Annotated in this window: 27 protein-coding genes; 25 read left to right on the forward strand and 2 right to left on the reverse strand. The window is 69.1% G+C overall.

Annotated elements, in window-relative coordinates; all coding sequences use genetic code 11:
* Positions 1-20 precede the first annotated feature (20 nt).
* Positions 21-827 (forward strand): transporter substrate-binding domain-containing protein, encoded by an 807-nt coding sequence (locus ISF28_RS27895; protein ID WP_198120445.1) that lies wholly within the window; start codon positions 21-23, stop codon positions 825-827.
* A gap of 35 nt (positions 828-862) precedes the next feature.
* Here ISF28_RS27895 and ISF28_RS27900 read toward each other — a convergent pair whose 3' ends face one another.
* The gene (locus ISF28_RS27900; protein WP_198120446.1) at positions 863-2,539 is read right to left on the reverse strand and encodes an electron transfer flavoprotein-ubiquinone oxidoreductase; all 1,677 of its coding nucleotides are present in this window, start codon (positions 2,537-2,539) and stop codon (positions 863-865) included.
* A 179-nt stretch (positions 2,540-2,718) separates the two neighbouring features.
* Here ISF28_RS27900 and ISF28_RS27905 point away from each other — a divergent pair, with 179 nt between their 5' ends.
* The 23 genes from ISF28_RS27905 to ISF28_RS28015 all read left to right on the forward strand — a co-directional run bounded on the left by ISF28_RS27905 (position 2,719) and on the right by ISF28_RS28015 (position 22,241).
* Positions 2,719-3,495: an SDR family oxidoreductase gene (locus tag ISF28_RS27905; RefSeq protein WP_198120447.1), complete on the forward strand. Its 777-nt coding sequence runs from the start codon at positions 2,719-2,721 to the stop codon at positions 3,493-3,495.
* Positions 3,492-4,274, forward strand: a complete 783-nt coding sequence (locus tag ISF28_RS27910; protein WP_198120448.1) for an alpha/beta fold hydrolase — start codon at positions 3,492-3,494, stop codon at positions 4,272-4,274. Before ISF28_RS27905 ends, ISF28_RS27910 begins: the two co-directional genes overlap by 4 nt.
* 42 nt (positions 4,275-4,316) lie before the next feature.
* Entirely contained in the window at positions 4,317-4,736 is a 420-nt protein-coding gene (locus tag ISF28_RS27915) for an acyl-CoA thioesterase (RefSeq protein ID WP_198120449.1), read from the forward strand.
* Positions 4,737-4,994: 258 nt separating this feature from the next.
* Positions 4,995-5,729: a beta-ketoacyl synthase chain length factor gene (locus ISF28_RS27920; RefSeq protein ID WP_198120450.1), complete on the forward strand. Its 735-nt coding sequence runs from the start codon at positions 4,995-4,997 to the stop codon at positions 5,727-5,729.
* On the forward strand, positions 5,722-6,495 hold the full coding sequence (locus tag ISF28_RS27925; RefSeq protein ID WP_198120451.1) for a lysophospholipid acyltransferase family protein: 774 nt from the start codon (positions 5,722-5,724) through the stop codon (positions 6,493-6,495). Before ISF28_RS27920 ends, ISF28_RS27925 begins: the two co-directional genes overlap by 8 nt.
* Positions 6,488-6,742 (forward strand): phosphopantetheine-binding protein, encoded by a 255-nt coding sequence (locus ISF28_RS27930; RefSeq protein WP_198120452.1) that lies wholly within the window; start codon positions 6,488-6,490, stop codon positions 6,740-6,742. Before ISF28_RS27925 ends, ISF28_RS27930 begins: the two co-directional genes overlap by 8 nt.
* Positions 6,743-6,751: 9 nt before the next feature.
* On the forward strand, positions 6,752-7,048 hold the full coding sequence (locus tag ISF28_RS27935; RefSeq protein WP_229519435.1) for an acyl carrier protein: 297 nt from the start codon (positions 6,752-6,754) through the stop codon (positions 7,046-7,048).
* 4 nt (positions 7,049-7,052) lie between these two features.
* Positions 7,053-7,598: a COG4648 family protein gene (locus ISF28_RS27940; protein ID WP_198120453.1), complete on the forward strand. Its 546-nt coding sequence runs from the start codon at positions 7,053-7,055 to the stop codon at positions 7,596-7,598.
* On the forward strand, positions 7,591-9,333 hold the full coding sequence (locus tag ISF28_RS27945) for an ApeI family dehydratase (RefSeq protein WP_198120454.1): 1,743 nt from the start codon (positions 7,591-7,593) through the stop codon (positions 9,331-9,333). Before ISF28_RS27940 ends, ISF28_RS27945 begins: the two co-directional genes overlap by 8 nt.
* A complete protein-coding gene (locus ISF28_RS27950; protein ID WP_198120455.1) occupies positions 9,327-10,409 on the forward strand; it encodes an SAM-dependent methyltransferase in 1,083 nt (360 codons plus the stop codon). The genes ISF28_RS27945 and ISF28_RS27950 overlap by 7 nt, the downstream gene beginning before the upstream one ends.
* A 1-nt stretch (position 10,410) precedes the next feature.
* The gene (locus ISF28_RS27955; protein WP_198120456.1) at positions 10,411-11,151 is read left to right on the forward strand and encodes a glycosyltransferase family 2 protein; all 741 of its coding nucleotides are present in this window, start codon (positions 10,411-10,413) and stop codon (positions 11,149-11,151) included.
* Positions 11,139-12,092, forward strand: a complete 954-nt coding sequence (locus ISF28_RS27960) for a lysophospholipid acyltransferase family protein (protein ID WP_198120457.1) — start codon at positions 11,139-11,141, stop codon at positions 12,090-12,092. The genes ISF28_RS27955 and ISF28_RS27960 overlap by 13 nt, the downstream gene beginning before the upstream one ends.
* Positions 12,079-13,638 (forward strand): HAL/PAL/TAL family ammonia-lyase, encoded by a 1,560-nt coding sequence (locus tag ISF28_RS27965; protein WP_198120458.1) that lies wholly within the window; start codon positions 12,079-12,081, stop codon positions 13,636-13,638. The genes ISF28_RS27960 and ISF28_RS27965 overlap by 14 nt, the downstream gene beginning before the upstream one ends.
* On the forward strand, positions 13,631-14,065 hold the full coding sequence (locus ISF28_RS27970) for an acyl-CoA thioesterase (RefSeq protein ID WP_198120459.1): 435 nt from the start codon (positions 13,631-13,633) through the stop codon (positions 14,063-14,065). Before ISF28_RS27965 ends, ISF28_RS27970 begins: the two co-directional genes overlap by 8 nt.
* Positions 14,062-14,670, forward strand: a complete 609-nt coding sequence (locus ISF28_RS27975) for an outer membrane lipoprotein carrier protein LolA (protein WP_198120460.1) — start codon at positions 14,062-14,064, stop codon at positions 14,668-14,670. Before ISF28_RS27970 ends, ISF28_RS27975 begins: the two co-directional genes overlap by 4 nt.
* A complete protein-coding gene (locus ISF28_RS27980) occupies positions 14,667-17,030 on the forward strand; it encodes an MMPL family transporter (protein WP_198120461.1) in 2,364 nt (787 codons plus the stop codon). The genes ISF28_RS27975 and ISF28_RS27980 overlap by 4 nt, the downstream gene beginning before the upstream one ends.
* Positions 17,008-17,571 (forward strand): DUF3261 domain-containing protein, encoded by a 564-nt coding sequence (locus ISF28_RS27985; protein ID WP_370663511.1) that lies wholly within the window; start codon positions 17,008-17,010, stop codon positions 17,569-17,571. The genes ISF28_RS27980 and ISF28_RS27985 overlap by 23 nt, the downstream gene beginning before the upstream one ends.
* An 8-nt stretch (positions 17,572-17,579) precedes the next feature.
* The gene (locus ISF28_RS27990; protein ID WP_198120462.1) at positions 17,580-18,761 is read left to right on the forward strand and encodes a beta-ketoacyl-ACP synthase; all 1,182 of its coding nucleotides are present in this window, start codon (positions 17,580-17,582) and stop codon (positions 18,759-18,761) included.
* Entirely contained in the window at positions 18,758-19,216 is a 459-nt protein-coding gene (locus tag ISF28_RS27995; RefSeq protein ID WP_198120463.1) for a hotdog family protein, read from the forward strand. Before ISF28_RS27990 ends, ISF28_RS27995 begins: the two co-directional genes overlap by 4 nt.
* Positions 19,213-19,947, forward strand: coding sequence for a 3-oxoacyl-ACP reductase FabG (gene fabG, locus ISF28_RS28000; RefSeq protein ID WP_198120464.1), 735 nt, complete (start codon positions 19,213-19,215; stop codon positions 19,945-19,947). Before ISF28_RS27995 ends, fabG begins: the two co-directional genes overlap by 4 nt.
* Positions 19,944-21,164 (forward strand): beta-ketoacyl-ACP synthase, encoded by a 1,221-nt coding sequence (locus ISF28_RS28005; protein ID WP_198120465.1) that lies wholly within the window; start codon positions 19,944-19,946, stop codon positions 21,162-21,164. The genes fabG and ISF28_RS28005 overlap by 4 nt, the downstream gene beginning before the upstream one ends.
* A gap of 28 nt (positions 21,165-21,192) precedes the next feature.
* A complete protein-coding gene (locus tag ISF28_RS28010; protein ID WP_198120466.1) occupies positions 21,193-21,780 on the forward strand; it encodes a hypothetical protein in 588 nt (195 codons plus the stop codon).
* Between the two features lie 23 nt (positions 21,781-21,803).
* Positions 21,804-22,241 (forward strand): excinuclease ATPase subunit, encoded by a 438-nt coding sequence (locus ISF28_RS28015; RefSeq protein ID WP_198120467.1) that lies wholly within the window; start codon positions 21,804-21,806, stop codon positions 22,239-22,241.
* Between the two features lie 80 nt (positions 22,242-22,321).
* On the opposite strand, the gene ISF28_RS28020 is transcribed toward ISF28_RS28015, so the two are convergent.
* Positions 22,322-22,882, reverse strand: coding sequence for a LuxR C-terminal-related transcriptional regulator (locus ISF28_RS28020; RefSeq protein ID WP_198120468.1), 561 nt, complete (start codon positions 22,880-22,882; stop codon positions 22,322-22,324).
* A 147-nt stretch (positions 22,883-23,029) separates the two neighbouring features.
* On the opposite strand from ISF28_RS28020, the gene ISF28_RS28025 reads away from it, so the two are divergent.
* Positions 23,030-23,728 carry a CoA transferase subunit A gene (locus tag ISF28_RS28025; protein WP_198120469.1) on the forward strand — a complete coding sequence of 233 codons (699 nt, stop codon included), beginning with the start codon at positions 23,030-23,032 and terminating at the stop codon, positions 23,726-23,728.
* Positions 23,729-23,731: the final 3 nt, after the last annotated feature.

The following is a 23,731-nucleotide window of genomic DNA, read 5'->3' on the forward strand; positions in this document are numbered from 1 at the left end:
CCGAACGAAGCCCTGAGCCGATGCACATTCGAATTCCGAACACGACGCGGCGCGCGCTGGTGGCCGCCGCGGCGCTGATCCTGGCCGTGGCGCCGCCGGCCCGCGCGGCCGACCTGCTCGACGTCGTCAAGGCCCGCGGCACGCTGCGCGTCGCACTGGAAGGCACGTATCCGCCGTTCAATTTCAGGGATGGGAAGACGGGACACATGGCGGGCTACGACGTCGACGTCGCGACACTCGTCTGCGCCCGGCTGGGCGTGCGGCCGGCATTCGTGACGATGGAATGGGCGGCCATTCTCCCGGGCTTAAGCGCCGGCAAATACGACGTCGTCGTCAGCCAGGTGGGCATCACGCCGCGGCGCCTGCGGGCATTCGATTTCTCCCAGCCTTACACCTACTCCGCGCCGCAATTGATCGTGCGCCGCAACGAGGACGCCAACTATCGAAGGCTGGGGGACCTCAAGGGCAGGACGGTGGGCGTGGGGCACGGCAGCGTGTTCGAGCAACAGGTTCGTGCCGTGCACGGCATCGACGTCAAGCGCTACCCGGCCGCGCCGGAAAACCTGCAGGACCTGGCATTCGGCCGCATCGACGCCGCGCTCAACGACAGCCTGATGGTCCCCTACCTGCTGAAGAATTCCGGATTGCCGATCCGCGCCGGCGCGCGCGTGGGCGACGTGGAGCGCATGGGCATCGCCTTCCGCAAGGGCAACCCGAAGTTCCGCGCGGCCGTCGACGCGGCCCTGGACGCCGCGCGTGCCGACGGCAGCCTGCGGCGGGCGTCGATGAAGTGGTTCGGCGTCGACGCCACGCGCCCGCCTCGCTAAAAACGAAACGGCGGATCGCGCCGCCGTTTCGACCATCACATGTTCGGGTAGTTCGGCCCGCCGCCGCCTTCCGGCGTGACCCAGACGATGTTCTGCGTCGGATCCTTGATGTCGCACGTCTTGCAGTGCACGCAGTTCTGCGCGTTGATCTGCAGGCGATCCTTCCCCTCGTCCGTCTTGACGAATTCGTACACGCCGGCCGGGCAGTAGCGCTGTTCCGGACCGGCGAATTTCGCCAGGTTCACTTCGACCGGCACGTTCGGATTCTTGAGCGTCAGGTGCACGGGCTGGTCTTCGGCGTGGTTCGTGTTCGAGATGAACACGGACGACAGGCGGTCGAACGTCAGCTTGCCGTCCGGTTTCGGATAGGCGATGGGCGCGAAGTCGGACGCCGGGCGCAGGCATTCGTGGTCGGCGTGCTTGTGGTGCAGGGTCCACGGGGCCTTGCCCTTGAACACAATCTGGTCGATGCCGACCATGAGCGAACCCAGGTACAGGCCCTTGCTCATCCACGGCTTGAAGTTGCGCGCGATGTGCAGTTCCTCGTGCAGCCACGATTGCTCGAACGCGACCGGATAGCTCAGCAGTTCGTCATGCTGGCGGCCCGCGCCCAGCGCGGCGAAGGCGGCGTCGGCCGCGAGCATGCCCGTCTTGATGGCGGCGTGGCTGCCCTTGATGCGGCTGGTGTTGAGGAAGCCCGCGTCGCAGCCGATCAGCGCGCCGCCCGGGAACACGGTCTTCGGCAGCGATTGCAGGCCGCCCGCGGTGATCGCGCGCGCGCCGTACGAGATGCGCTTGCCGCCTTCGAAGAACTTGCGGATTTCCGGATGGGTTTTATAGCGCTGGAATTCCTCGTACGGCGACAGGTAGGGATTCTGGTAGGCGAGGCCGACGATGAAGCCGACGACGACCTGGTTGTTTTCCAGGTGGTACAGGAACGAGCCGCCATACGTGTCCCGGTCCAGCGGCCAGCCGGCCGTGTGGATCACGAGGCCGGGCTTGTGCTTGCTCGGGTCGACTTCCCACAATTCCTTGATGCCGATGGCGTAGGTCTGCGGATCCTTGCCTTTGGCCAGGTCGTATTTCGCGATCAATTGCTTGCCGAGATGGCCGCGCGATCCTTCGGCGAACAGCGTGTATTTCGCGTGCAGTTCCATGCCCAACTGGAACGCATCGGTCGGCTGGCCGTGGCGGTTGACGCCCATATTGCCGGTGGCGACGCCCTTCACGGAACCGTCGTCGTTGTACAGGATTTCCGCGGCCGGGAAGCCCGGGAAGATTTCGACGCCCAGCGCCTCCGCCTGCTGGCCCAGCCAGCGTACGAGGTTGCCGAGCGAGGCGATGTAGTTGCCGTGGTTTTGCAGCGACGGCAGCATCATCATGCCCGGTGTCTGGATCGCCTTCGATTCGGTGAGGAACAGCAGGCGGTCTTCCGTGACGGCCGTATTCAGCGGTGCGCCAAGTTCCTTCCAGTTCGGGAACAGTTCGTCCAGCGCGCGCGGGTCGATGACGGCGCCCGACAGGATGTGCGCGCCCAGCTCGCCGCCTTTTTCCAGCACGCAGACCGACACGTCCTGGCCTTTTTCCGCAGCAAGCTGCTTCAGGCGGATTGCCGCCGACAAGCCTGCGGGACCGCCGCCGACGATGACGACGTCGTATTCCATGGCTTCGCGGGGACCGTATTCTTCGAGGAGGGTGTTGGGCTGGGTCATGTCTTATAGTGGTTAAAAAAATTTAAGCACGAGTGTGCACTTTTTTGCGCTCGTTGGCAACGTCGGGTGCCATTGTAGGGCAACTATTAGACGCGGCAATCTAATCGGCGTGAAATAGGTGAAGTGTGTAATCATTATGACTTCGCAACAGAATTTAGTTCGGGGACAGGGGGCGTAACGTGGGGATTGAAGTCAATTTCGAAGGAAAGATCGCGATGGTCACGGGCGCGTCCAGCGGGCTGGGCGCGCGCTTTGCCAAGGCCCTGGCCGGCGCCGGTGCCCAGGTCGTGCTCGCGTCGCGCCGCATCGACCGCCTGAAGGAATTGCGCGCCGAGATCGAGGCGGACGGCGGCGCCGCGCATGTCGTCGCGCTCGACGTGACGGACCTCGCGAGCATCAAGTCCGCGATCGCCCATGCCGAGACGGAAGCGGGGCCGATCGACATCCTCGTCAACAACTCGGGCGTCTCGACGACGCAGCGCCTGCTCGACGTGAGCGAGGAAGACTACGCCTACGTGATGGACACGAACCTGCGCGGCGCCTTCTTCATGGCCCAGCAGACCGCGAAACGCATGATCCAGCGCGCCAAGGGCGACCCGAAGAAGCAGCACCGCATCGTGAACATCGCGTCGGTGGCGGGCCTGCGCGTGCTGCCGCAGATCGGCGTGTACTGCATGAGCAAGGCCGGCGTCGTGCAGATGACGAAGGCGATGGCCGTCGAGTGGGGCCGCTACGGCATCAACGTCAACGCCATTTGCCCGGGCTATATCGCCACCGAAATGAACGAGGATTATTTCGAGACGGAGCAGGGCAAGAAACTGATCGAGATGCTGCCGCGCCGCCGCACGGGCAAGCCGGAAGACCTGGACGGCCTGCTGCTGCTGCTCGCCGCCGAGGAAGCCCATTTCATCAACGGCGCCATCATCACTGCCGACGATGGCATGACGGCGCAATGACGGGCCCGGCGACGGCGCATGCGCGGCCGCGGCTGTTGCTGATCCACGGCCTGCTGGGTTCGCTGACGTATTTCGAGCCGCGGCGCTACCTGCCCGGCGTCGACATCTTTGCGCCGGACCTGGTCGGCTACGGCCGGCGCCGCAGCGAGGACACGGGCATCACGCTGCCGGACCAGGCCGCCGCACTGGCCCGCTTCCTGCAGGACGAGGCCGGCGGGCCCGCCTGGGTGCTGGGCCACAGCGTGGGCGGCGCCGTCGCGATGCTGCTGGCGGACCTGGTGCCCGACCTCGTGCACGGGTTGATCAGCGTGGAGGGCAACTTCACGTTGAAGGACGCGTTCTGGACGGGGCGCGTGGCCGCGCTGCCTGACGCCGACTGGGCCGCGGAGTACGGCGCGATGGAGGCGGCGCCGGCCGCCTGGCTGGAACAGAGCGGCATCGAGGCGAGCGACGAGCGCATCGGATGGGCGCGCGACATCCTCGCCAACCAACCGTACACGACCGTGCAAAAGATGGCGCATTCCGTGCTCGACACGACGGGCGCGCCGGACTTCCTGGGCTGCGTCGGCCGCGTGCTGGCGCGCGCGACGCCGCTGTACCTGATCGGCGGCGAGCAGTCGGTCGCGGGCTGGGACGTGCCCGACTGGGTGCTGGCCCAGGCCCGCCGCGTGCACATCCAGCCGAAGACGGGGCACATGATGATGCTGGAAGATCCGGCGAACTTCTGCCGGATCGTCGAGTCCATCCTCTACGACGGGGACTGCCGTTCGGGCGCCTGAGCCCGTATCATTGGGGCTTTTGGCAACGACGTAGACGCAATAATGACTGAAAAGAAGCAGGTTCATGCCATGCGCCAGGCGATCCGCTGGGGCGACATGGATGCATTCGGGCACGTGAACAACACGGTGTATTTCCGGTACATGGAGAGCGGGCGCATCGCCTTCCTCGAACAGGCGGCGGGCGACCTCGACATCCAGGGCCAGGGCCCGGTGATCGTCACCGCCTACTGCAGCTTCATCAAGCAGCTGAAGTATCCGGGCGAGATCGAGATCCGCACGTTCGCCGGCCCGGCGGGACGGTCCAGCTTCGAAGTGACGCACGAGATCCGCATGGTCAACGAGCGCGGCAATGCCGACGTGGTGGCCGCGGAGGGCGGCGGCAAGGTCGTGTGGATCGATTTCGCGGCCGAGAAATCGGTGCCGCTGCCGGCACGGTTGCGGGAGCTGTTGCCGGCAGGATGAGCCGGTACGGTTGTGACATTGTGTGAGTCTTTTGCCCGTGTTTACGTGGCAATATCACCGCTTCGCCCGCGACAGTGGGCGTTGCCCCCCTCGAATTCATCCCATCCAGGCCGGTTCGGACGATGCCCCGCATGTTGCGGAACAGTGCAATCGCGGCATTAAATCGTTCCACGGGGCAAATCGTCGGATTATAATTATTACCGTTTGTCCATGTTGTACGATTACGGCGCGGTAGCGCTATCCCCTGGCTTGTGATTTATGTCTGAGAACGAGGTCGTCTTTTCCATCGCCCGCCATGCGGCATGGGCGCCCGGTGTCGCCTCGCCCGAGCGGTGGGACGCCTGGGCGCGCGAGCCGTGGTCGTTCGACGGCGCGGACGAGCCCAGGGTGGCCGCGATGCCGGCCATGCTGCGCCGGCGCGCCGGGTTGTTGGGGCGCATGGCGCTCGAAGTCGCCTACGAATGCCTGGGGCAGCGTACCGATGTGCCGACCGTATTCTGTTCGCGCCATGGCGAAGTGGGGCGCGCGGTCGGCCTGCTGGACGATCTGGCGCGCGGCGAGCCGCTGTCGCCGACGGCGTTCGGCCTGGCCGTCCACAATGCGAGCGCCGGCCTGTTTTCGATCGCGCGCGCGGACCGCGCCAACCACGTCGCGCTCGCGGCCGGCGCGGCCACGCTCGAACATGCCGTGATCGAAGCCTGCGGCCTGCTTGCCGACGGCGCCGACATGGTCCTGCTGGTTGCCTGCGACGCGCCGCTGCCCGACGTGTTGAAGGAATTCGAGGATTGCGACGAGCAGCCGTTCGCCTTTGCCTGGGCGATGGTCCCGGCCGGCGCGCAGCCGGTGCGCTTGTCGTGGCGTACCGAACCGGCGCCCGCCGCGCCGCCGCGCCGGCCCGGCGCGCTGGACGTGTTGCGCTTCCATCTCGCGAGGGCCCCGTCGCTCGTGCGGCATGCCGCCGATCGCCGCTGGACCTGGTGCCGCGATGCTTGACAGGATCGGCCTCGGTTGGCGCGTGTTCGCGACCGGCTTGAGTTTTTCCCTGTTCGGGCTGGGCGGGCTGTTGCTGCGCGTGTTCGTCTTTCCGCTGCTGGCGTTGTGCGTGCGGGACGGCGCGGTGCGGGTGCGCGCGGCGCGCGCCACGGTGCGCCTGAGCTTTCGTGCATTCGTCGGCATCATGCGCGGGCTCGGGGTGCTGCGCTACGAGGTGCGCGGGCTCGATAAACTGGACCGCGAAGGCCAGCTGATTCTCGCCAACCACCCCACGCTGATCGACACCGTCTTCCTGATGGCCTTCGTGCGCAACGCCGACTGCATCGTGAAGGGCGGCTTGTGGAGCAACCCGTTCACGCGGGGCCCCGTGCGCGCGGCCGGCTACATCTGCAACGACCGCGGCCCGGAACTGATCGAGGATTGCATCGCCTCGCTGCGCGCGGGCGGCAACCTGATCATCTTCCCCGAGGGGACGCGCACGCCGCGCGGCGGCGCGCCGGAACTCAAGCGCGGCGCCGCCAACATCGCCGTGCGCGGTGCGCGGCCGGTGACGCCGGTGCGCATCACGTGCGAACCGCCCACGTTGGGCAAGGGCGACAAGTGGTGGCACGTGCCGCCGCGCCGGGCCAGCTTTCGCATCGACGTGATGGACGACATCGGCACCGAGCGCTTCCTCGCGCCCGCCGTGCCGGACGTCGTTGCCGCGCGCCGGCTGACGGAATACCTGCAACGCTATTTTACGGAAAAAGGGCAGCAACATGCTTGAACAGGAAGTGAAGGAATTGATCGTCGACGTCCTCCAGCTCGAGGACGTCGAACCCGCCGACATCGACAGCGACGCGCCGCTGTTCGTGGAAGGACTGGGACTGGATTCGATCGATGCCCTGGAAATCGGCGTGGCGCTGCAGAAGCGCTACGGCATCACGCTGCCGCCCGAAGCGCAGGAAACGCGGCGGCATTTTGCATCGGTGCGCGCGCTCGCATCGATGATCGAAACCCACCGCAAGAAGTAGGAGAAGGCCATGGTAGCCCTGAACGAGATGAATCGCGATGAATTGTTTACGTGGGTCGCGGACCTGTTGGCCGAGATGTTCGAACTCGATCGCGCGGCGCTGACGCCGGCGACGAACCTGTACGCCGACCTCGACATCGACAGCATCGACGCCGTCGACCTGGCCGTGAAACTCAAGCAGATGACGGGCAAGCGCCTGCAGCCGGAAGTCTTCAAGACCATCCGCACGATCGACGACGTCGTCGACGCCCTCGTCGGCCTGGGACAGGCGGAGCCGGAAGCCCGGACGGAAGTGCAGGCGGCCTGACCCGATGGCGTGGAACGTCCTGGCGGGTGCGCTGACGCTCGTCTATCCGCTGGCGATCTGGTTCGGCCACGGCACGATCGCGCCGCGCTGGCTCGCGGGCCTGTTGCTGCTGGCGGTGGCCACCCGATTGCCGGCGCTCAGGTTGAGCGCCACGGCGCGCTGGTCGGCGGGCGCCGCGCTGGTACTGGCCGCGTTTGCGATCGGCGCCAACGCCGTGCTGCCCCTCAAGCTGTATCCGGTGCTCGTCAACGGCGCGTTCCTGGCCGCCTTCGGCTGGAGCCTCGCGCACGGTCCGTCGATGGTCGAACGCTTCGCGCGGCTGCGCGAGCCGGACCTGCCGCCGGCCGCGGTGGGTTATACGCGGCGCGTCACGCAGGCCTGGTGCGTGTTCTTCGCCGCGAACGGCGCCGTCGCGCTGCTCACCGCGCTGTACGCGCCGGAAGCCGTGTGGTCGCTGTACACCGGCGTCGTTTCCTATGTGCTGATGGGCGCCATGTTCGGCGGCGAATACCTGGTGCGCATGCGTTTCCGGCGGCTGCACCATGCCTGACCTGTTCTCCCGTCTCGCCGCGCGTGCACCGGACGCGCTGGCCGGCTGGCGCGCCGGCGCACCCGTGCGCCATGGCGCGCTGCTGGGTCGCATCCACGCGTGGGCCGCGCTCGGGCGCCGCGGCGGCCCCGGGCCGGTCGCGCTGCACCACGAGGACAGCCTCGAGTTCGCGGCCGCCCTCGTCGGGGCGTGGCTCGCGGCGAAGACGGTGTGGCTCGCCGCCGACGTGCTGCCCGCCACCTGTGCCGCGCTGGCCGGCCGCGTCGACGCGTTCTGGGGCGACTTCCCCGCGGCCTGCGTGCCGCAGGCGCCGGCGGACGCGGATGGCGTCGACGCCGCCGATGCGGTCGCTGCCTGGCACGCGCCGGCGCCGGACTTTCCCGCGCTCGTCGTGTTCACGTCCGGGACTACCGGCACGCCGGTGCCGATTCCCAAGCGTCTCGTCCAGCTGACGAGCGAGCTGGCAGCGCTGGAAGCGCAGTTCGGCGCGGCGCTGGGCGACGCCGACGTCGTCGCCACCGTGTCGCACCAGCACATCTACGGCCTGCTGTTCCGCATCCTGTGGCCGCTCGCGGCCGGCCGTCCGCTGCACGCGGCGCGCCACGAATTTCCCGAAACGCTGGCGCCGGCGCTGGCCGCGCGGCCCGCAGTCCTGCTGGCCAGCCCGGCCCACCTGAAGCGGCTGCCCGGCCACCTCGACTGGCACGGCGCGGCCGCGAACCTGCGCGCCGTGTTCTCGTCCGGCGGCATGCTGGAGCCGGCGGCCGCGCACCACGCCGCCGCGTTGCTCGGGACGGTCCCGATCGAAGTCTACGGCAGCTCCGAGACCGGCGGCATCGCCTGGCGCCGGCGTGCCGGCGACGCCGACGACGGCTGGACGCCGCTGCCGGGCGTGGCCTGGCAGGCTGGCGACGACGGCCTGCTCGCCGTGCGCTCGCCGCATACCGGCACCGACGCCTGGCAAACCCTCGCCGACCGCGTCGAGGCGGCCGGCGGCGGCCGCTTCCTGCTGCGCGGGCGGGCCGACCGGATCGTCAAGATCGAGGAAAAACGGATTTCGCTCGACGCCATCGAATCCGCCCTGGTGGCCGGCGGCCTGGCGCGCGAGGCGCGCGTGCTCGCCGCGCCGGACGCCGGCCAGGGCCGCCAGGTGCTGGCCGCCTTCGTCGTGCCGTCGGACGCCGGCCGCGCCGTGCTGGCGGAGGACGGCAAGAGGGCGCTCAATGCCCGCCTGCGCGCGCAGCTGGCGTCCGGGCTGGAGGCCGTGGCGCTGCCGCGCCGCTGGCGCTATCTGGACGCGCTGCCGGTCGATGCGCGCGGCAAGACGACGGCGGCGCAGCTGCTCGCGCTGCTCGATCCGGCACCCGAGGCGCCAGCGCGGCCGCGCCATCCGGCCGTGCGCGTGCTGGAGCGCGACGATGCCCGCGTGCTGCTGGAGCTGACGGTGCCGGCCGACCTGCTGTACTTCGACGGTCATTTCGCCGTGGCGCCCGTCCTGCCGGGCGTCGTGCAGGTCGACTGGGCGATCCGCTATGGCCGGCAGCACTTCGGCCGCGCCGGCAGCTTCGCCGGCATCCAGGCCCTGAAATTCCAGCAGATGATCCGCCCGGAACAGCCGGTGCGGCTCGAACTGTCGCGCGACGCCGCCAAAGGCAGCCTCGCATTCCGTTATTTTTCCGAGGCCGGCGCCCACGCCAGCGGACGTATCCTGTTCGGGCCCGACCAACCATGCTGAACAAAAAATTCTCGCCCCCGCGCCAGAGCGCATTCGATGCCCGTTTCGACGCCCAGAAGATCGCCTTCGGCCCGGTCGTGTTCCAGTGCGTGCGCTACGCGTGGAAGCGCGGCATCCTGCAGGCGGTGGCCGACGCCGGCGACACGGGCCGTTCGATCGCCGACCTGGCGGCCCAGGGCGGCTGGAGCGCCTACGTGCTGAAGATCGTGCTGGAAACCTGCCTGTCCGCCGGCGTCGTCTACCTGGACGACGGCCGCTACGTGCTCGACAAGGCCGGCTTCTGCATCCTCACCGACCCGATCACCCAGGTCAACATCGACTTCAACCACGACGTCTGCTACCAGGCGCTGTTCGATCTCGAACGCACGCTCGACGCCGAGCGGCCGCTCGGGCTGAAGGTATTCGGCGACTGGCCCACGCTGTACGAGGGCCTGGCGCAGTTGCCCGAACCGGCGCGCACCAGCTGGCTCGCGTTCGATCATTATTATTCCGACGTGTCGTTCCCGGCCATCCTGCCCGACGTGTTCGCGACGGCGCCGCGCAAGCTGATGGACATCGGCGCCAACACGGGCAAGTTCGCCTTGGCCGCGCTGGGCTACGACGCGGCCGTCGAGCTGCACGCCGTCGACCTGCCGGGCCAGCTGGCGGTGCTCGACGCGAACCTCGCGGCGGGCGGCGTGCGCGAGCGCGCCGTACTGCATCCGACCGACATGCTGGACGATGCGGCGGCGCTGCCGGGCGGGATGGACCTCGTCTGGATGAGCCAATTCCTCAGCTGCTTTTCGGAAGACGCGATCGCCAGCATCTTCCGCCGCGTCGCCACCGCGCTGGCCCCGCGCGGACAGGTGCTCGTGATGGACACGTTCTGGGACCGCCAGCGTTACGACATCGCGTCCTACTGCCTGATCAACACGTCGCCGTACTTCAACAATCTGGCGAGCGGCAACAGCAAGGTCTACGAGAGCGACGACTACATCCGCCTGGCGCGCGCGGCCGGCCTGGAACTGCGGACGGTGCGCGACGGTATCGGCTACTGTCATTCGCTGCTGCGCTTCGTGCGGGCGGAGCACGGCTGACATGTTCCGTCCCTGCGTCGTCATCCCCGTCTACAACCACGAGCACGCGATTCAAGGGGTGCTCGCGCAGGTGCTCGCGCATGGCCTGCCGGTGATCCTGGTCGACGACGGCTGCTCGGCCGCCTGCGCCGCGGTGCTCGACCAGCTGGCGGCCGGCCACCCGGACCGGGTCGTGCTGGAGCGCCACGCCGTCAACCTGGGCAAGGGCGGGGCGGTGCTGACCGGCTTCGCACGGGCGGAGCGCGACGGCTACAGCCACGTGCTGCAGGTCGACGCCGACGGCCAGCACAGCGTCGCCGACGTGCCGCGCTTCCTCGCCGCCGCGCGCGCCGCGCCGGGCGCCGTCATCGCCGGCCGCCCGGTGTACGACGAATCGGTGCCCGCGCTGCGCCTGTATGCGCGCTACCTCACGCACGTCTGGGTCTGGATCAACACGCTGTCGCTGGCCATCCGCGACTCGATGTGCGGCTTCCGGGTCTACCCGGTCGCGCCGGTGCTGGCGCTGGCGCGGCGGCGCCGTCTCGGCCTGCGCATGAACTTCGACATCGAGATCCTCGTGCGCCTGTACTGGGACGGCCTCGCCATCGTCAACCTGCCGACGCGGGTCGGCTATCCGGACGATGGGGTGTCGCACTTCAAGGCGTGGACCGACAACGTCCTGATCAGCCGCCTGCACATGACCCTGTTCTTCGGCATGCTGCCGCGCATTCCTTCGCTGCTGGTGCGGGCATGGCGCAGCTAGGCACGTCCGCCGGCGACGCGCGCCACTGGGCCGCCATCAACGAGGCGACCTGCGTGGCCGGCATGCGCCTGCTGTTCTGGGTCTGCCGCACGTTCGGCCGCTGGCCGTTCCGCGTCGTGCTGTACCCGGTGCTGCTGTGGTACGTGGCGACCCAGCCGCGCGCGCGGCGCGCGTCCGCCGCCTACCTGGCGCGCGTGGACATGCCGGCGGGCGCGGGCGGCGTGCTGCGTCATTTCGGCGCGTTCGCCGAAGCGATCCTCGACAGGATGCTGTTGTGGGGCGGCGCGTTCGACTTCGGCCGGGTGCGGGTGCATGGCGCCGACGCATTGCTGGACGGCGCCCGCCAGGGCCACGGCGCGCTGCTCGTGTGCGCGCACCTGGGCAATCTCGACCTGTGCCGCGCGCTGTCGCTGCGCACGCCCGGCCTGCGCGTGACGGTGCTCGTGCACACGAAGCACGCCCAGGCCTTCAACGACGTGCTGGCGCAGCTCGACCCCAGGAGCGGCCTGAATCTGCTGCAGGTGACCGAGATGGACGCGGCGATGGCGATGACGCTGTCCGAGCGCATCGGCCGCGGCGAATTCGTCGTCATCGCCGGCGACCGCGTGCCGGTGTCGGACAGCCCGCGCGTGGCGCTGGCGCCTTTCCTCGGCCGCATGGCGGCGTTCCCGATCGGCCCGTACGTGATGGCCGCGGTGCTCGGCTGCCCGCTGGCCGCGATGTTCGCCACCCGCACCGGCGACCGCTACGACGTGCACTTCGAGCCGTTGCGCGACAAGGTCGTGCTGCCGCGCCGCGACCGTGCGCAGGCGCTGGCCGGGCTGGCCGCCGCCTACGCCGCGCGCCTCGAGCATCACGCGCGCCGCTCGCCGCTCGAGTGGTTCAACTTCTACGATTTTTGGCATTTACCCGAAACGGATTTTCCCGATGCTGCTCAGTGACATCAACACACACCGGCGCACCGTGCGCTTCGACCGCGCCCGCCTGACGCTGGAGGATATCGTCGACATCGCGCGCGGCGCTGCCCGCCCGGCGTTGTCGGAAGATCCGGCGTTCCGCGCCGCCATCGCGCGCGGTGCCGACTTCCTCGACCGCCTGCTGCGCGAGGACGGCGTCGTGTACGGCGTCACGACCGGCTACGGCGATTCATGCACCGTCGAGGTCCCGCTGGCGCTCGTGCCCGAGCTGCCGCACCACCTGTACACCTACCATGGCTGCGGCCTGGGCGTCCACCTGACGGCGGCGCAGGCGCGCGCCGTGATGGGGGCGCGCCTCGCGTCGCTGTCGAAAGGGTATTCCGGCGTCAGCGTCGAGCTGCTCGACCAGATCGTGCGCCTGTTCGACGCCGGCCTCGTGCCGGTGATCCCGAGCGAAGGCTCGGTCGGCGCCAGCGGCGACCTGACCCCGTTGTCCTACCTGGCCGCCGTGCTGTGCGGCGAGCGCGAAGTGCTGCGCGACGGCGCCGTGGTGCCGGCGGCGCAGGCGCTGCGCGACGCCGGCATCGCGCCGCTGCGCCTGCGCCCGAAGGAGGGGCTGGCGATCATGAACGGCACCGCCGTCATGACCGGCCTGGCCTGTCTCGCCTGGGACCGGGCCGCGTACCTGACGCGGCTCGTCACGCGCATCACCGCGCTGGCGTCGTTCGCGCTCGACGGCAACGATCATCATTTCGACGAGACGCTGTTCGCCGTCAAGCCGCACGCGGGCATGCAGGACGTGGCGGCGTGGCTGCGCCAGGACCTGGAATACGGCGGCCAGCTGGAACGCAACGGCAAGCGCCTGCAGGACCGCTATTCGATCCGCTGCGCGCCGCACGTCATCGGCGTGCTGGCCGACGCGCTGCCGTTCTTCCGCACCGCCATCGAGAATGAACTCAACAGCGCCAACGACAACCCGATCATCGACGCCGAGGGCGAGCGCGTGCTGCACGGCGGCCACTTCTACGGCGGCCACATCGCCTTCGCCATGGACGGCATGAAGAACGCGGTGGCGAACCTGGCCGACCTGCTGGACCGCCAGATGGCGCTGCTCGTCGACGCGCGCTACAACGCGGGGCTGCCCGCGAACCTCTCCGGCATGCAGGGCGAGCGGGCGCCGATCAACCACGGCCTGAAGGCGCTGCAGATCAGTGCCTCCGCGTGGACGGCGGAAGCGCTCAAGCTGACGATGCCGGCGTCGGTGTTCTCGCGCTCGACCGAATGCCACAACCAGGACAAGGTCAGCATGGGCACGATCGCCGCGCGCGACTGCCTGCGCGTGCTGGAATTGACCGAGCAGGTCGCGGCGGCCCTGCTGGTCACGGTGCGCCAGGGCGTCTGGCTGCGCCGGCGCGTCGACCCGGGCAAGGCGCTGCCGGCGCCGCTGGCGCGCATGGTCGACCTGCTGGGCCAGGACGTCGCCCCGGTCACCGAGGACCGCCGCCTCGACTCCGAACTGCGGCTGCTGCTGGACCGCATCCGCGACCAGGCCTGGAGCCTGTATGCGTAAGGCGAAGGCGGCGTCGCGCTGGCATGCGGAAGTCGAGATCCAGGTGCAGTTCTACGACCTGGATCCGATGGAAGTGGTCTGGCACGGCAATTACGTGAAATACCTCGAGGTGGCGCGCTGCGCGCTGCTGGACGCGATCGGCTACAACTATGCCGAGATGAAGGCGTCCGGCTACATGTGGCCCATCGTCGACATGAACCTGCGCTACGCGGCACCCGCCACGTTCGGCCAGCGCCTGCGGCTGCGCGCCGAGATCGTCGAGTGGGAAAACCGCCTGCGGATCGACTACCTGGTCAGCGATGCCGGCACCGGCCGGCGCCTGAACCGTGCGTCGACGACGCAGGTCGCGGTCGACATCGCGAGCGGCGAGATGTGCTTCGTCTCGCCGCCCGTCCTGTTCCAGAAGCTGGGAGTGCAAGCACCATGAAACGATTACTCGCCGCCGGCCTGCTGCTGGCATCGATGCTGGGCGGGGCCGCGCAGGCCGCCGCGCCCGTCGCGAAGATCCAGGCCATGCTGGCCAAGCCCGAGCGGCTGTGCGGACGCTTCGAGCAGAGCAAGCACCTGGCCGGGATGAAGAAGCCGCTGGCATCCAGCGGCCGCTTCTGCGTCGTCGCCGGCAAGGGCGTCCTGTGGCGCACGCTGAAGCCGTTCGCGAACACGCTGCGCCTGACGCGCGACGAGATCGTGCAACTGCAGGGCGAGCGCGTGGCGATGCGCATGGAGGCGAGCCGCGAGCCCACCGTCCGCATGATCAACGGCGTGCTGTTCGCGCTGCTGTCCGGCGACCTGGGTCAGCTCGACACGCTGTTCGAGGTGGACGGCACCGTGACCGACGCCAGGTGGAAGGTGGCGCTGAAGGGGCGCAACCCGGCGCTGGCGCGCGCGATCGGCGCGATCACGCTGGACGGCGACGCCTACGTGCGCACGATCCACATGGTGGAGGAGAGCGGCGACCGCACCGACATCGTGTTCTCCGACATCAGGACCGGTCCCGACGCCGTCCTGCCCGAAGAGGCGGCCCAGCTTTGACGGCGCATCGCCGCCTGGCGCTCGCCTGGGCCCTGGTCGTGTGCCTGGTGGCCGGGCACAATGCCTGGCTGTGGCTGGGCCGGCACGTCCATCCCGACACCGACATCCTCGCGCTGCTGCCGGCCGGCGAGCGCGATCCGGTGCTGCAGCGCTCCTTCACGCACATGGTCGACAGTGCCCAGCAGCGCGTCGTCGTGCTGGTCGGCGCGGCGCGGTGGCTCGATGCCGTGCGCGCCGCCGCCGCGTTTCAGGCCGTGCTGCGCCCGCACGCGGCGTTGTTGAAAGAGGACGCCGGCGCCGACGCGCAGGCGGCGTGGCTGGACGGTTTCACGCCGCACGCGACCTTGCTGGTCGGCGCGGCGGACGAACGCGCGCTGCGCACGCAGCCGGCCGCGTACTGGAAGGAGAATGCGCTGGCCCGCGCGTACGGCGCGTTCGGCGGGCCGAAGCTGGGCAGCTTCCGCGACGATCCGTTCGGGCTGTTCGCGGGCTGGATGCAGGAGCGCGCCGGCGAAACCCCCGTGCGTCCGCGCGACGGCCACTTGTACGTGGGCGGCGAAGGACGCGAGTACGTGCTGCTGACTTATACGCTGGCGCCGTCCGCGTTCGCGCTGGCCGCGCAGCGCGAGGCGGTGCCGTTGCTGGATGCGGCGTCCGCCGCCGCGCGCCGCGCCGTGCCGGCGGCCGAGGTGATCGAGGCCGGCGTCGTGCTGCACGCGGCGGCGGCGGGGCGCCAGGCCAGTGCCGAAGTGGAGACGATCGGCCTCGGCTCGCTGGTCGGCATCGTCGTGCTGACGTGGTTGACGTTCCGCTCGGTCAAGCCGATCGGCCTGATCGTGCTGGCGATCGGCATCGGCTTCCTCGGCGCGCTGTCCGTGTGCTGGCTCCTGTTCGGCCGCATCCATCTGCTCACGCTGGTGTTCGGCGCCAGCCTGATCGGCGTGGCCCAGGACTACGGCCTGTATTTCCTGTGCCATCGGCTCGGGGCCGGGCGCGAGCTCGACTCGGTACGGCTGCTGCGCCGCCTGCTGCCCGGCCTCGGCCTGACCTTGCTGGCCGCCGTCATCGGCTACATGGGGCTCGCGCTGACGCCGTTCCCGGGGCTGCGCCACATGGCCGTCTTTTCCGCGTGCGGCCTCGTGTTCGCCTGGCTCACCGTCGTGTGCTGGTTCCCGCAACTGATCGGTCCGGGCACGCTCGAACGGGGCTGGCTCGCGCGCCGCTACGGCGGCATCGTCGCGCGCTGGCCGCGCGTATCGATGCGGCCGTCCGTGCTGGGCGCGATCGCGCTGCTGGCCGCCGTGGCGGCCGCGGGCTGCGCGCGCCTCGGCACCGACGACGACATCCGCTCGCTGCAATCGTCGCCGGCCCGTCTCGTGCGCGACCAGATCAAGCTGGGCCGCCTGCTCGACGCGCCCACGCCCGTCCAGTACTACCTGGTGCGCGGCGCGTCGGACGAACAGGTCCTCGAGCGCGAAGAAGCCCTCAAGCGCCGCCTCGACCCGCTCGTCGCGCAAGGGGATCTCGGCGGTTACCAGGCGCTGTCGAACTGGGTGCCGTCGGCCCGCACGCAGACGGAGCGCCTGGCGTTGCTGGATGCGACCGTGCTGGCACCTGGCGGTCCGCTGGCTGCGCTGGCGCGCGAACTCGGCGCGGACGGCGACTGGGTCGCGGCCACCCGCGCGCACCTGCGCGGGCGCGCCGCGCCCATGACGGCGGACGCGTTCCTGCGCACGCCGGCCAGCGAACCGTGGCGCTACCTGTGGCTCGGCGACGTGGGCGGCGTCCACGCCAGCATCGTCGCGCTGCGCGGCATGCGTTACGCGTCGATTCCCGTGCTGGCCCAAGCGGCCGCCGGGCTGGAGGGCGTGCAATGGGTCGACAAGGTCGGCGGCATCTCGGCCGTGCTGGGACGCTACCGCGCGTACATGGGGGCCGTCCTGCTCGGGGCATACGCGCTCGTGTACCTGGCGCTGCTGCCGCGCTACCGCGGCCGCACGTGGCGCGTGCTGGCGCCGACGGCCGCCGCGAGCGTGCTCACGCTGGCCATCCTCGGCCTGGCCGGCCAGCACCTGCAACTGTTCCACGTGCTGGCGCTGATGCTGCTGCTGGGCGTGGGCGTCGACTACGGCATCTTCATGCAGGAAGACCGGGAGCGGGCCGACGTGGCGCCCTGGCTCGCCGTCGGCCTGTCCGCCGCCAGCACCTTGCTGTCGTTCGGCCTCCTGGCGCTGTCCGGCACGCCGGCGCTGCGCGCGTTCGGGCTCACGATGCTGTGCGGGACCGCGCTGGTCTGGCTCGCGGCCCCTTGTTTCACCGTCATCGCAAAGGAGCGCCGTGAAGCGACCGTCACTGCCTGAATCCGGCGCGCGCCTGGCCGCGCTGGCCGCCTCCCTGCTGCTGGCCGGCTGCGCCGGCGTGCCGCAAGCGCCGGCGCGCCTCGGCCTGCGCCTGCCGCCGGCCGCGCTGGGCGCCGCCATCAGCGTGCAGCAGCACCTGACCGTCGCGCGGCCCGGCGGCACGAACGATCTCGACGTCGCGCTCGAAGTGGACGCCACGCACGTCGGCCTGGTCGGCCTGGCGTTCGGCCAGCGCGTGCTGAGCCTCGACTACGACGGGCAGGCGCTGCACGAATGGCGCCACCCGATGCTGCCGGCCGAGGTGCGCGCGGCCGATGTGCTGGAAGACCTGCAACTGACCCTGTGGCCGGCCGACGCGATCGCCAAGGCGCTGCCGGCGGGCTGGCGCATCGACGACCAGGGCCTCACGCGCGTGCTGCGCCGCGACGGCCAGGTGATCGAGACCATCACGTATGGCGGCATGCCGCGCTGGCAGGGCCGGGCGGTGCTCGACAACGTGCGCTACCACTACCGGCTGACCATCGAGTCGGCCTCCGAGTGAGGTTTCCGATGTTGTACCTGAACGATTGCGCGCTGTTGTGCGCACTGGGCGACGAGCGCGACGCGATCGCGCGCCGCCTGCTCGACGAGGCGGAAGGGGGGCTTGCCGTGTCGGATGCGTGCTCGCCCGGCCGCCCGCTGCCGCTGGGCCGCGTGCACGCCGCGCTGCCCTCGGTCGACCATTTGCCGCTGGCGCTGCGCAGCCGCAACAACCAGCTGGCGCTGGCCGCGCTGGCAGGCATCCGGCCCGCCGTCGACGCCGCCATCGCCCGCTACGGCGCGGGCCGCGTCGGCGTCGTCGTCGGCACCAGCACGTCGGGCGTGGCCGCCACGGAAGGCGCGCTGGCGGCGCGCGCGGCCACGGGCGCGCTGCCGGACTGGTTCCATTACGGCCAGCAGGAGATGGGCGCGCCGGCCGCGTTGCTGGCGCGCGAGCTGGGCGTCGGCGGTCCGGCCTACGTCCATTCGAGCGCGTGCTCGTCGAGTGCGAAGGCGCTGGCCAGCGCGGCGCGCCTGATCCGCATGGGCTTGTGCGACGCCGTCGTCACGGGCGGCGTCGACACGCTGTGCGGCTTCACGGTGGCCGGCTTTTCGGCGCTCGAATCCGTCAGCGCGGCGCGCTGCAATCCGCTCTCCGCCGCGCGCAACGGCATCAACCTGGGCGAGGGCGCGGCGCTGTTCCTCATGTCGCGCGAACCGGCCGCCGTGGCGTTGTGCGGCTGGGGCGAATCGTCCGACGGCCACCACATGTCGGCCCCGGACCCGGCCGGCGGCGGAGCGCGGCTGGCGATGCGCGACGCGTTGCGCCGGGCCGGCATCGAACCGGCCGACGTCGACTACATCAACCTGCACGGCACCGCGACCGTCCAGAACGACGCGATGGAGTCGCGCGCCGTCGCCGACCTGTTCGGCACGGATGTCGCGGTCAGTTCCACGAAGCCGTTCACGGGCCACACGCTGGGCGCGGCCGGCGCCGTCGAGGCGGCGTTCTGCTGGCTGGCGATGCAGGACGATAATCCGGACGGCAAGTTGCCGCCGCATTTGTGGGACGGCGCCCAGGACCCCGCGCTGCCGGCGTTGAACGTGGCACGCCCGGGCACGCGCCTGGGCCGCCCGCTGCGCTGGGCGCTCAGCAATTCGTTCGCGTTCGGCGGCTCGAACGCGACGCTCGTGTTCGGGAGGACGCGATGAACCTGCCCGACATCCGCACCCTGGTGCCGCACGACGGCGCCATGTCGCTGCTCGGACGGCTGCTCGCGGCCGACGCCGAGACCCTGTGCGCCGAGGTGGCGATCGCCGCGGACACGCTGTTCCTTGCCGACGGCGCCGTGGGCGCGTGGGTCGGCGTCGAATACATGGCGCAGGCGGTGGCCGCGCATGCCGGCTTCGGCGCCCGCCTGCGCGGCGAACCGGTGCGCGTGGGCTTCTTGCTCGGCACCCGCCGCTACGCCTGCACGGTGGCCGCCTTCCCGGCGGGGAGCGTCCTGCACGTGCACGTGCAACAGGTGCTGAAAGGCGAGAACGGCCTGGGCGCGTACGACTGCCGCATCGTGGACGGCGCCGGCGGCGCCGAATGGGCGAGCGCCACGATCACCGTGTTCCAGCCCGACAACGTAGAAGAGTTTTTGCAACGGAGTTCCGAATGAGTAGTATCGAGAAAAGTGTGCTTGTGACCGGCTCGTCGCGCGGCATCGGCAAGGCGATCGCGCTGCGCCTGGCGCGCGACGGCTACCGCGTGGTGGTGCATTGCCGCAGCCGCCGCGCGGAGGCCGAGGCCGTGGCGGCCGACATCGCGGCGGCCGGCGGCAGCGCGCGCGTCCTGCAGTTCGACATCGGCGACCGCGCGGCGACGGCCGACGCGCTGCTGGCCGACGTCGAGGCGCACGGCTGCTACTACGGCGTCGTCTGCAATGCCGGCGTCGCCTGCGACACGGCGTTTCCGGCCATGACCGGCGAGGAATGGGACCAGGTGCTGGGCACGAACCTGGACGGCTTCTTCAACGTCCTGAACCCGCTCGTCATGCCGATGGTCCAGCGCCGCAAGCCGGGCCGCATCGTCACGATGGCGTCGGTGTCGGGCCTGATCGGCAACCGCGGCCAGGTCAACTACAGCGCCGCCAAGGCCGGCATCATCGGCGCCACCAAGGCGCTCGCGCTGGAACTGGCCAAGCGCGACATCACCGTCAATTGCGTCGCGCCGGGCCTGATCGAGACCGAGATGATCGACGGCGTCCCGTTCGACGACATCGTCAAACTGATCCCGGCGCGCCGCGTCGGCCGTCCCGAGGAAGTGGCGGCCGCGGTCGCCTACCTGATGTCGGACGACGCCGGCTACGTCACGCGCCAGGTCATTTCCGTCAATGGAGGCCTGGCATGAAGCGCGTCGTCGTCACCGGCATGGCCGGCATCAGCCCGCTGGGCAACGACTGGGGCACGATCCGCGCGCGCCTGGTCGAGGGGCGCAACGCGATCGTCCGGATGGCGGCGTGGGACGACTACGAGGGCCTGAACACCCGCCTGGGCGCGCCCGCCGCGCCGTTCGAACTGGGCGAGCGCTACCACCGCAAGGCGATCCGCAGCATGGGCCGCGTCGCGCTGATGGCGACGCGCGCCAGCGAACTGGCGCTGGCCGATGCGGGCCTGCTCGACCATCCGCTGCTCACCAGCGGCAGGATGGGCATTTCGTTCGGCTCGTCGGCCGGCACGCCCAGCGCCATCGGCGACTTCGGCCGCATGATGGAAGAGCGCACGACCAAGGGCATCAACGCGACCACCTACATCAAGATGATGGCGCACACGGCACCGGTCAACATCGGCGTGTTCTTCGGTGTGACGGGGCGCGTGATCACGACGTCGTCCGCCTGCACGTCGGGCAGCCAGGGCATCGGCTATGCCTACGAGGCCATCAGGACGGGCAAGCAGACGGCGATGATCGCGGGCGGCGCCGAGGAATTGTGCGCGACGGAGGCCGCCGTCTTCGACACCCTGTTCGCGACGAGCGTGCGCAACGACGCGCCCCATACGACGCCGCGGCCGTTCGACCGCGTGCGCGACGGCCTCGTCATCGGCGAGGGCGCCGGCTGCCTCATCCTGGAAGAGCGCGAACATGCGCTGGCGCGCGGTGCGACGGTGTATGCGGAGATCGTCGGATTCGGCACCAACAGCGACGGTTGCCACGTCACCCAGCCGAACGCCGACATGATGCGGATCGCGATGGAACTGGCGCTGGAAGACGCCGGCCTGGCGCCGCACGCCATCGGCTACGTCAACGCCCACGGCACGGGCACGCAGCACGGCGACGTCGCGGAGACCGTGGCGACGAACGCCGTGTTCGGCACGGGCATGCCGATCAGTTCGCTGAAGAGCTATATGGGCCACACGCTCGGCGCCTGCGGCGCGCTGGAAGCGTGGATCAGCATCCGGATGATGCAGGAAGGCTGGTTTGCGCCGACCGTCAACCTTGACGAGATCGACCCGCAGTGCGGCGAGCTCGACTATATTCGTGGCGACGGGCGACATCTCGACTGCGAATACGTCATGTCGAACAATTTTGCGTTTGGCGGCATCAACACGTCGCTGATCTTCAAGCGGTAGTTTCACCACACCTAGAAACGGAGAAAAAATGAATAACAAGCACCGGACCGTCCTGCTGGCATCCGCAATCGTGAGCGTCGCGCTGCTGCAAGGCTGCGCGACGAAAATCAAGGCGTCGTCGACCGACAATCCGCCGCCCGCGAAAGCGTTCTCGGCCTACAGCCATATCGAGGTGAAGCCCGTCGTGTTCAAGGCAGGCTACAAGGGCGACGCGGCCGGCCTGGCCAAGATCGACGAGAACCTCAAGAAGGATCTCGAACCGAAGCTGGCGCAATGGAACGCACGCGTGGCGACCGGCAATACGCTGGTGGTGGAACCGGTTATCGAAGAAATGTCGTTCAAGCACGGCGCCAAGCGCGTCCTGCTCGGCCCGCTGGTCGGCGGCTCGGGCGTTCTGATGCGCGTGACGTTCCGCGACAACATGGGCAAGGTGATCGCGACGCCGGAATTCTTCCAGCGCACGGCGGCGTTCAGTGGGGGTTTCACGATGGGCACCATGGACAACCTCATGCTGACCCGTGTCGCGAACCTCGCCAGCGATTACATCATCGCCAACTACGACAAGGCCGTCGGCGGCCCGACCGGCGCGGACGACCAGTCCGTCAAGGCTAACTGAGCGGGGGAACCATGAACTACAGGATGCTGCCAGCGATACTGGCCTGCGCACTGGCGACGCTGGGCGTCACCGCGACGGCGCAAGCACGGGACACGAAGCTGTTGCTGCCGCTGTCCGCGGCGATGAGCGCGAACGACGCCAAGGTCCGCCTGGGCGATTCGGTGAAATTCTACTTTGGCAACCAGCCGACCCCGCCCGTCCTCGAGCGTCTCGGTGCGGACAAGACGAACCAGAAGACCAACTCGTTCGGTAAGTCGGCGGAGACCGCGTGTAATTGGGCGTTCCTGTCGGCCATGTTGCGCCTGCAGCAGCGCGCCCACGAACTGGGGGCGAATGCCGTGATCAACATCGTCAGCAATTACAAGAACGTGGAAATGTCGAGCGACACCCAGTTCGAATGCCATGACGGGGCGATCATGTCGGGCGTCGCGCTGAAGGGCGAATTCGTCAAGCTGAAGTAATGAGCCTGGCCGGCCGCCCTCGCGTCCCATGCAGGCTGGCTCGGTTCGACTGACGCAGATCAAACGTTGAGCGCCCCGGGTCAGCGCGACATGCTGATGAGCTTGTGCACCAGCTCTGACGATGTCGATGCGGAAAATTTCTTCATCAGCTTGGCGCGGTGCATCTCCACCGTGCGCGGGGACAGGTCCGTCTCGCGCGCGATCAGCTTGCTCGTCTTGCCCTCGACGAGCAGCGCCGCGATCTCGCGCTCGCGCGGGGTCAGCTCGGCCGTCACGGGGCGCTTTTCGCTGACGTCCTCGAACGTCCAGACCCCGGCGCCCAGCGGCTCGGCCGGGTCGAGCGCGCGGCCTGTCACGTGGCACCAGAATAATTCCCCGTTTTCGCGGCGCATGATCCGCTCGTCCGAGTAGCGGCCCTTCGCGTTCATGATCGGAATGATGCGGTCGCCCGTGCGCAGGAACTCGTCCATCGTGGGGTAGAGTACCGAGAACGACTGGCCGTCCAGCTGGATGCGCTGGTAGCCGAACATCGCCGCGAGGGCGTGGTTGCACGACCGGATCACCCGGTTGACCGAGATGCACATGCCGACGGGCGCGTGCTGGAAAATCATCTCGTAATCGATGGCGTATGATGCGTTCATTTGATGGTAGTCGAGTGCCCTGCAGGAAACGCTTGCCGGTATTTCTACGGTATTGTGCTTTGGAGGGGCGTATTTTATTCTCGAATTCTACTTTGCTGTAGAGAGAAGCTTAACCACGCTTGAAGCTCAATAATTAAAGGGACGGCTATGAACAAAGTGTATCCTGATGCGCGCGCCGCGCTGGAGGGGGTCGTGGCAGACGGCCAGACGATCGCCGTGGGCGGTTTCGGCCTGTGCGGCATTCCCGAGGCGCTGATCCTCGCGTTGCGCGACTCCGGCGTCAAGAATCTGACGGCCATCTCGAACAACGCCGGCGTCGACGATTTCGGCCTCGGCCAACTCCTCACCACGCGCCAGATCAGGAAGATGATCGCCTCGTACGTGGGCGAGAACAAGGAATTCGCGCGCCAATTCCTGGCCGGCGAACTGGAACTGGAATTCACGCCGCAGGGCACGCTGGCCGAAAAGCTGCGCGCCGGCGGCGCCGGCATCCCCGCCTTCTTCACCAAGACGGGCTACGGCACCATCGTCGCGGAAGGCAAGGAAACCCGCGAATTCGACGGCGAAATGTATGTGATGGAACGTTCGCTCGTGCCGGATGTGTCGCTCGTCAAGGCCTGGAAGGCCGACCGCGCCGGCAACCTCGTGTTCCGCAAGACGGCGCGCAATTTCAACCCGAACGTGGCCACCGCAGGCAAGGTCTGCATCGTGGAAGTCGAGCAACTGGTCGAGATCGGCGAGATCGAGCCGGACCAGGTGCATACCCCGAGCATCTTCGTGCACCGCATCGTTCACAACCCGACGCCGGAAAAGCGCATCGAACAGCGCACCGTGCGTCAAGCATAAGAC

The sequence above is a fragment of the Massilia rhizosphaerae genome (assembly GCF_016093545.1).
GTDB classification, from domain to species: domain Bacteria; phylum Pseudomonadota; class Gammaproteobacteria; order Burkholderiales; family Burkholderiaceae_D; genus Telluria; species Telluria rhizosphaerae.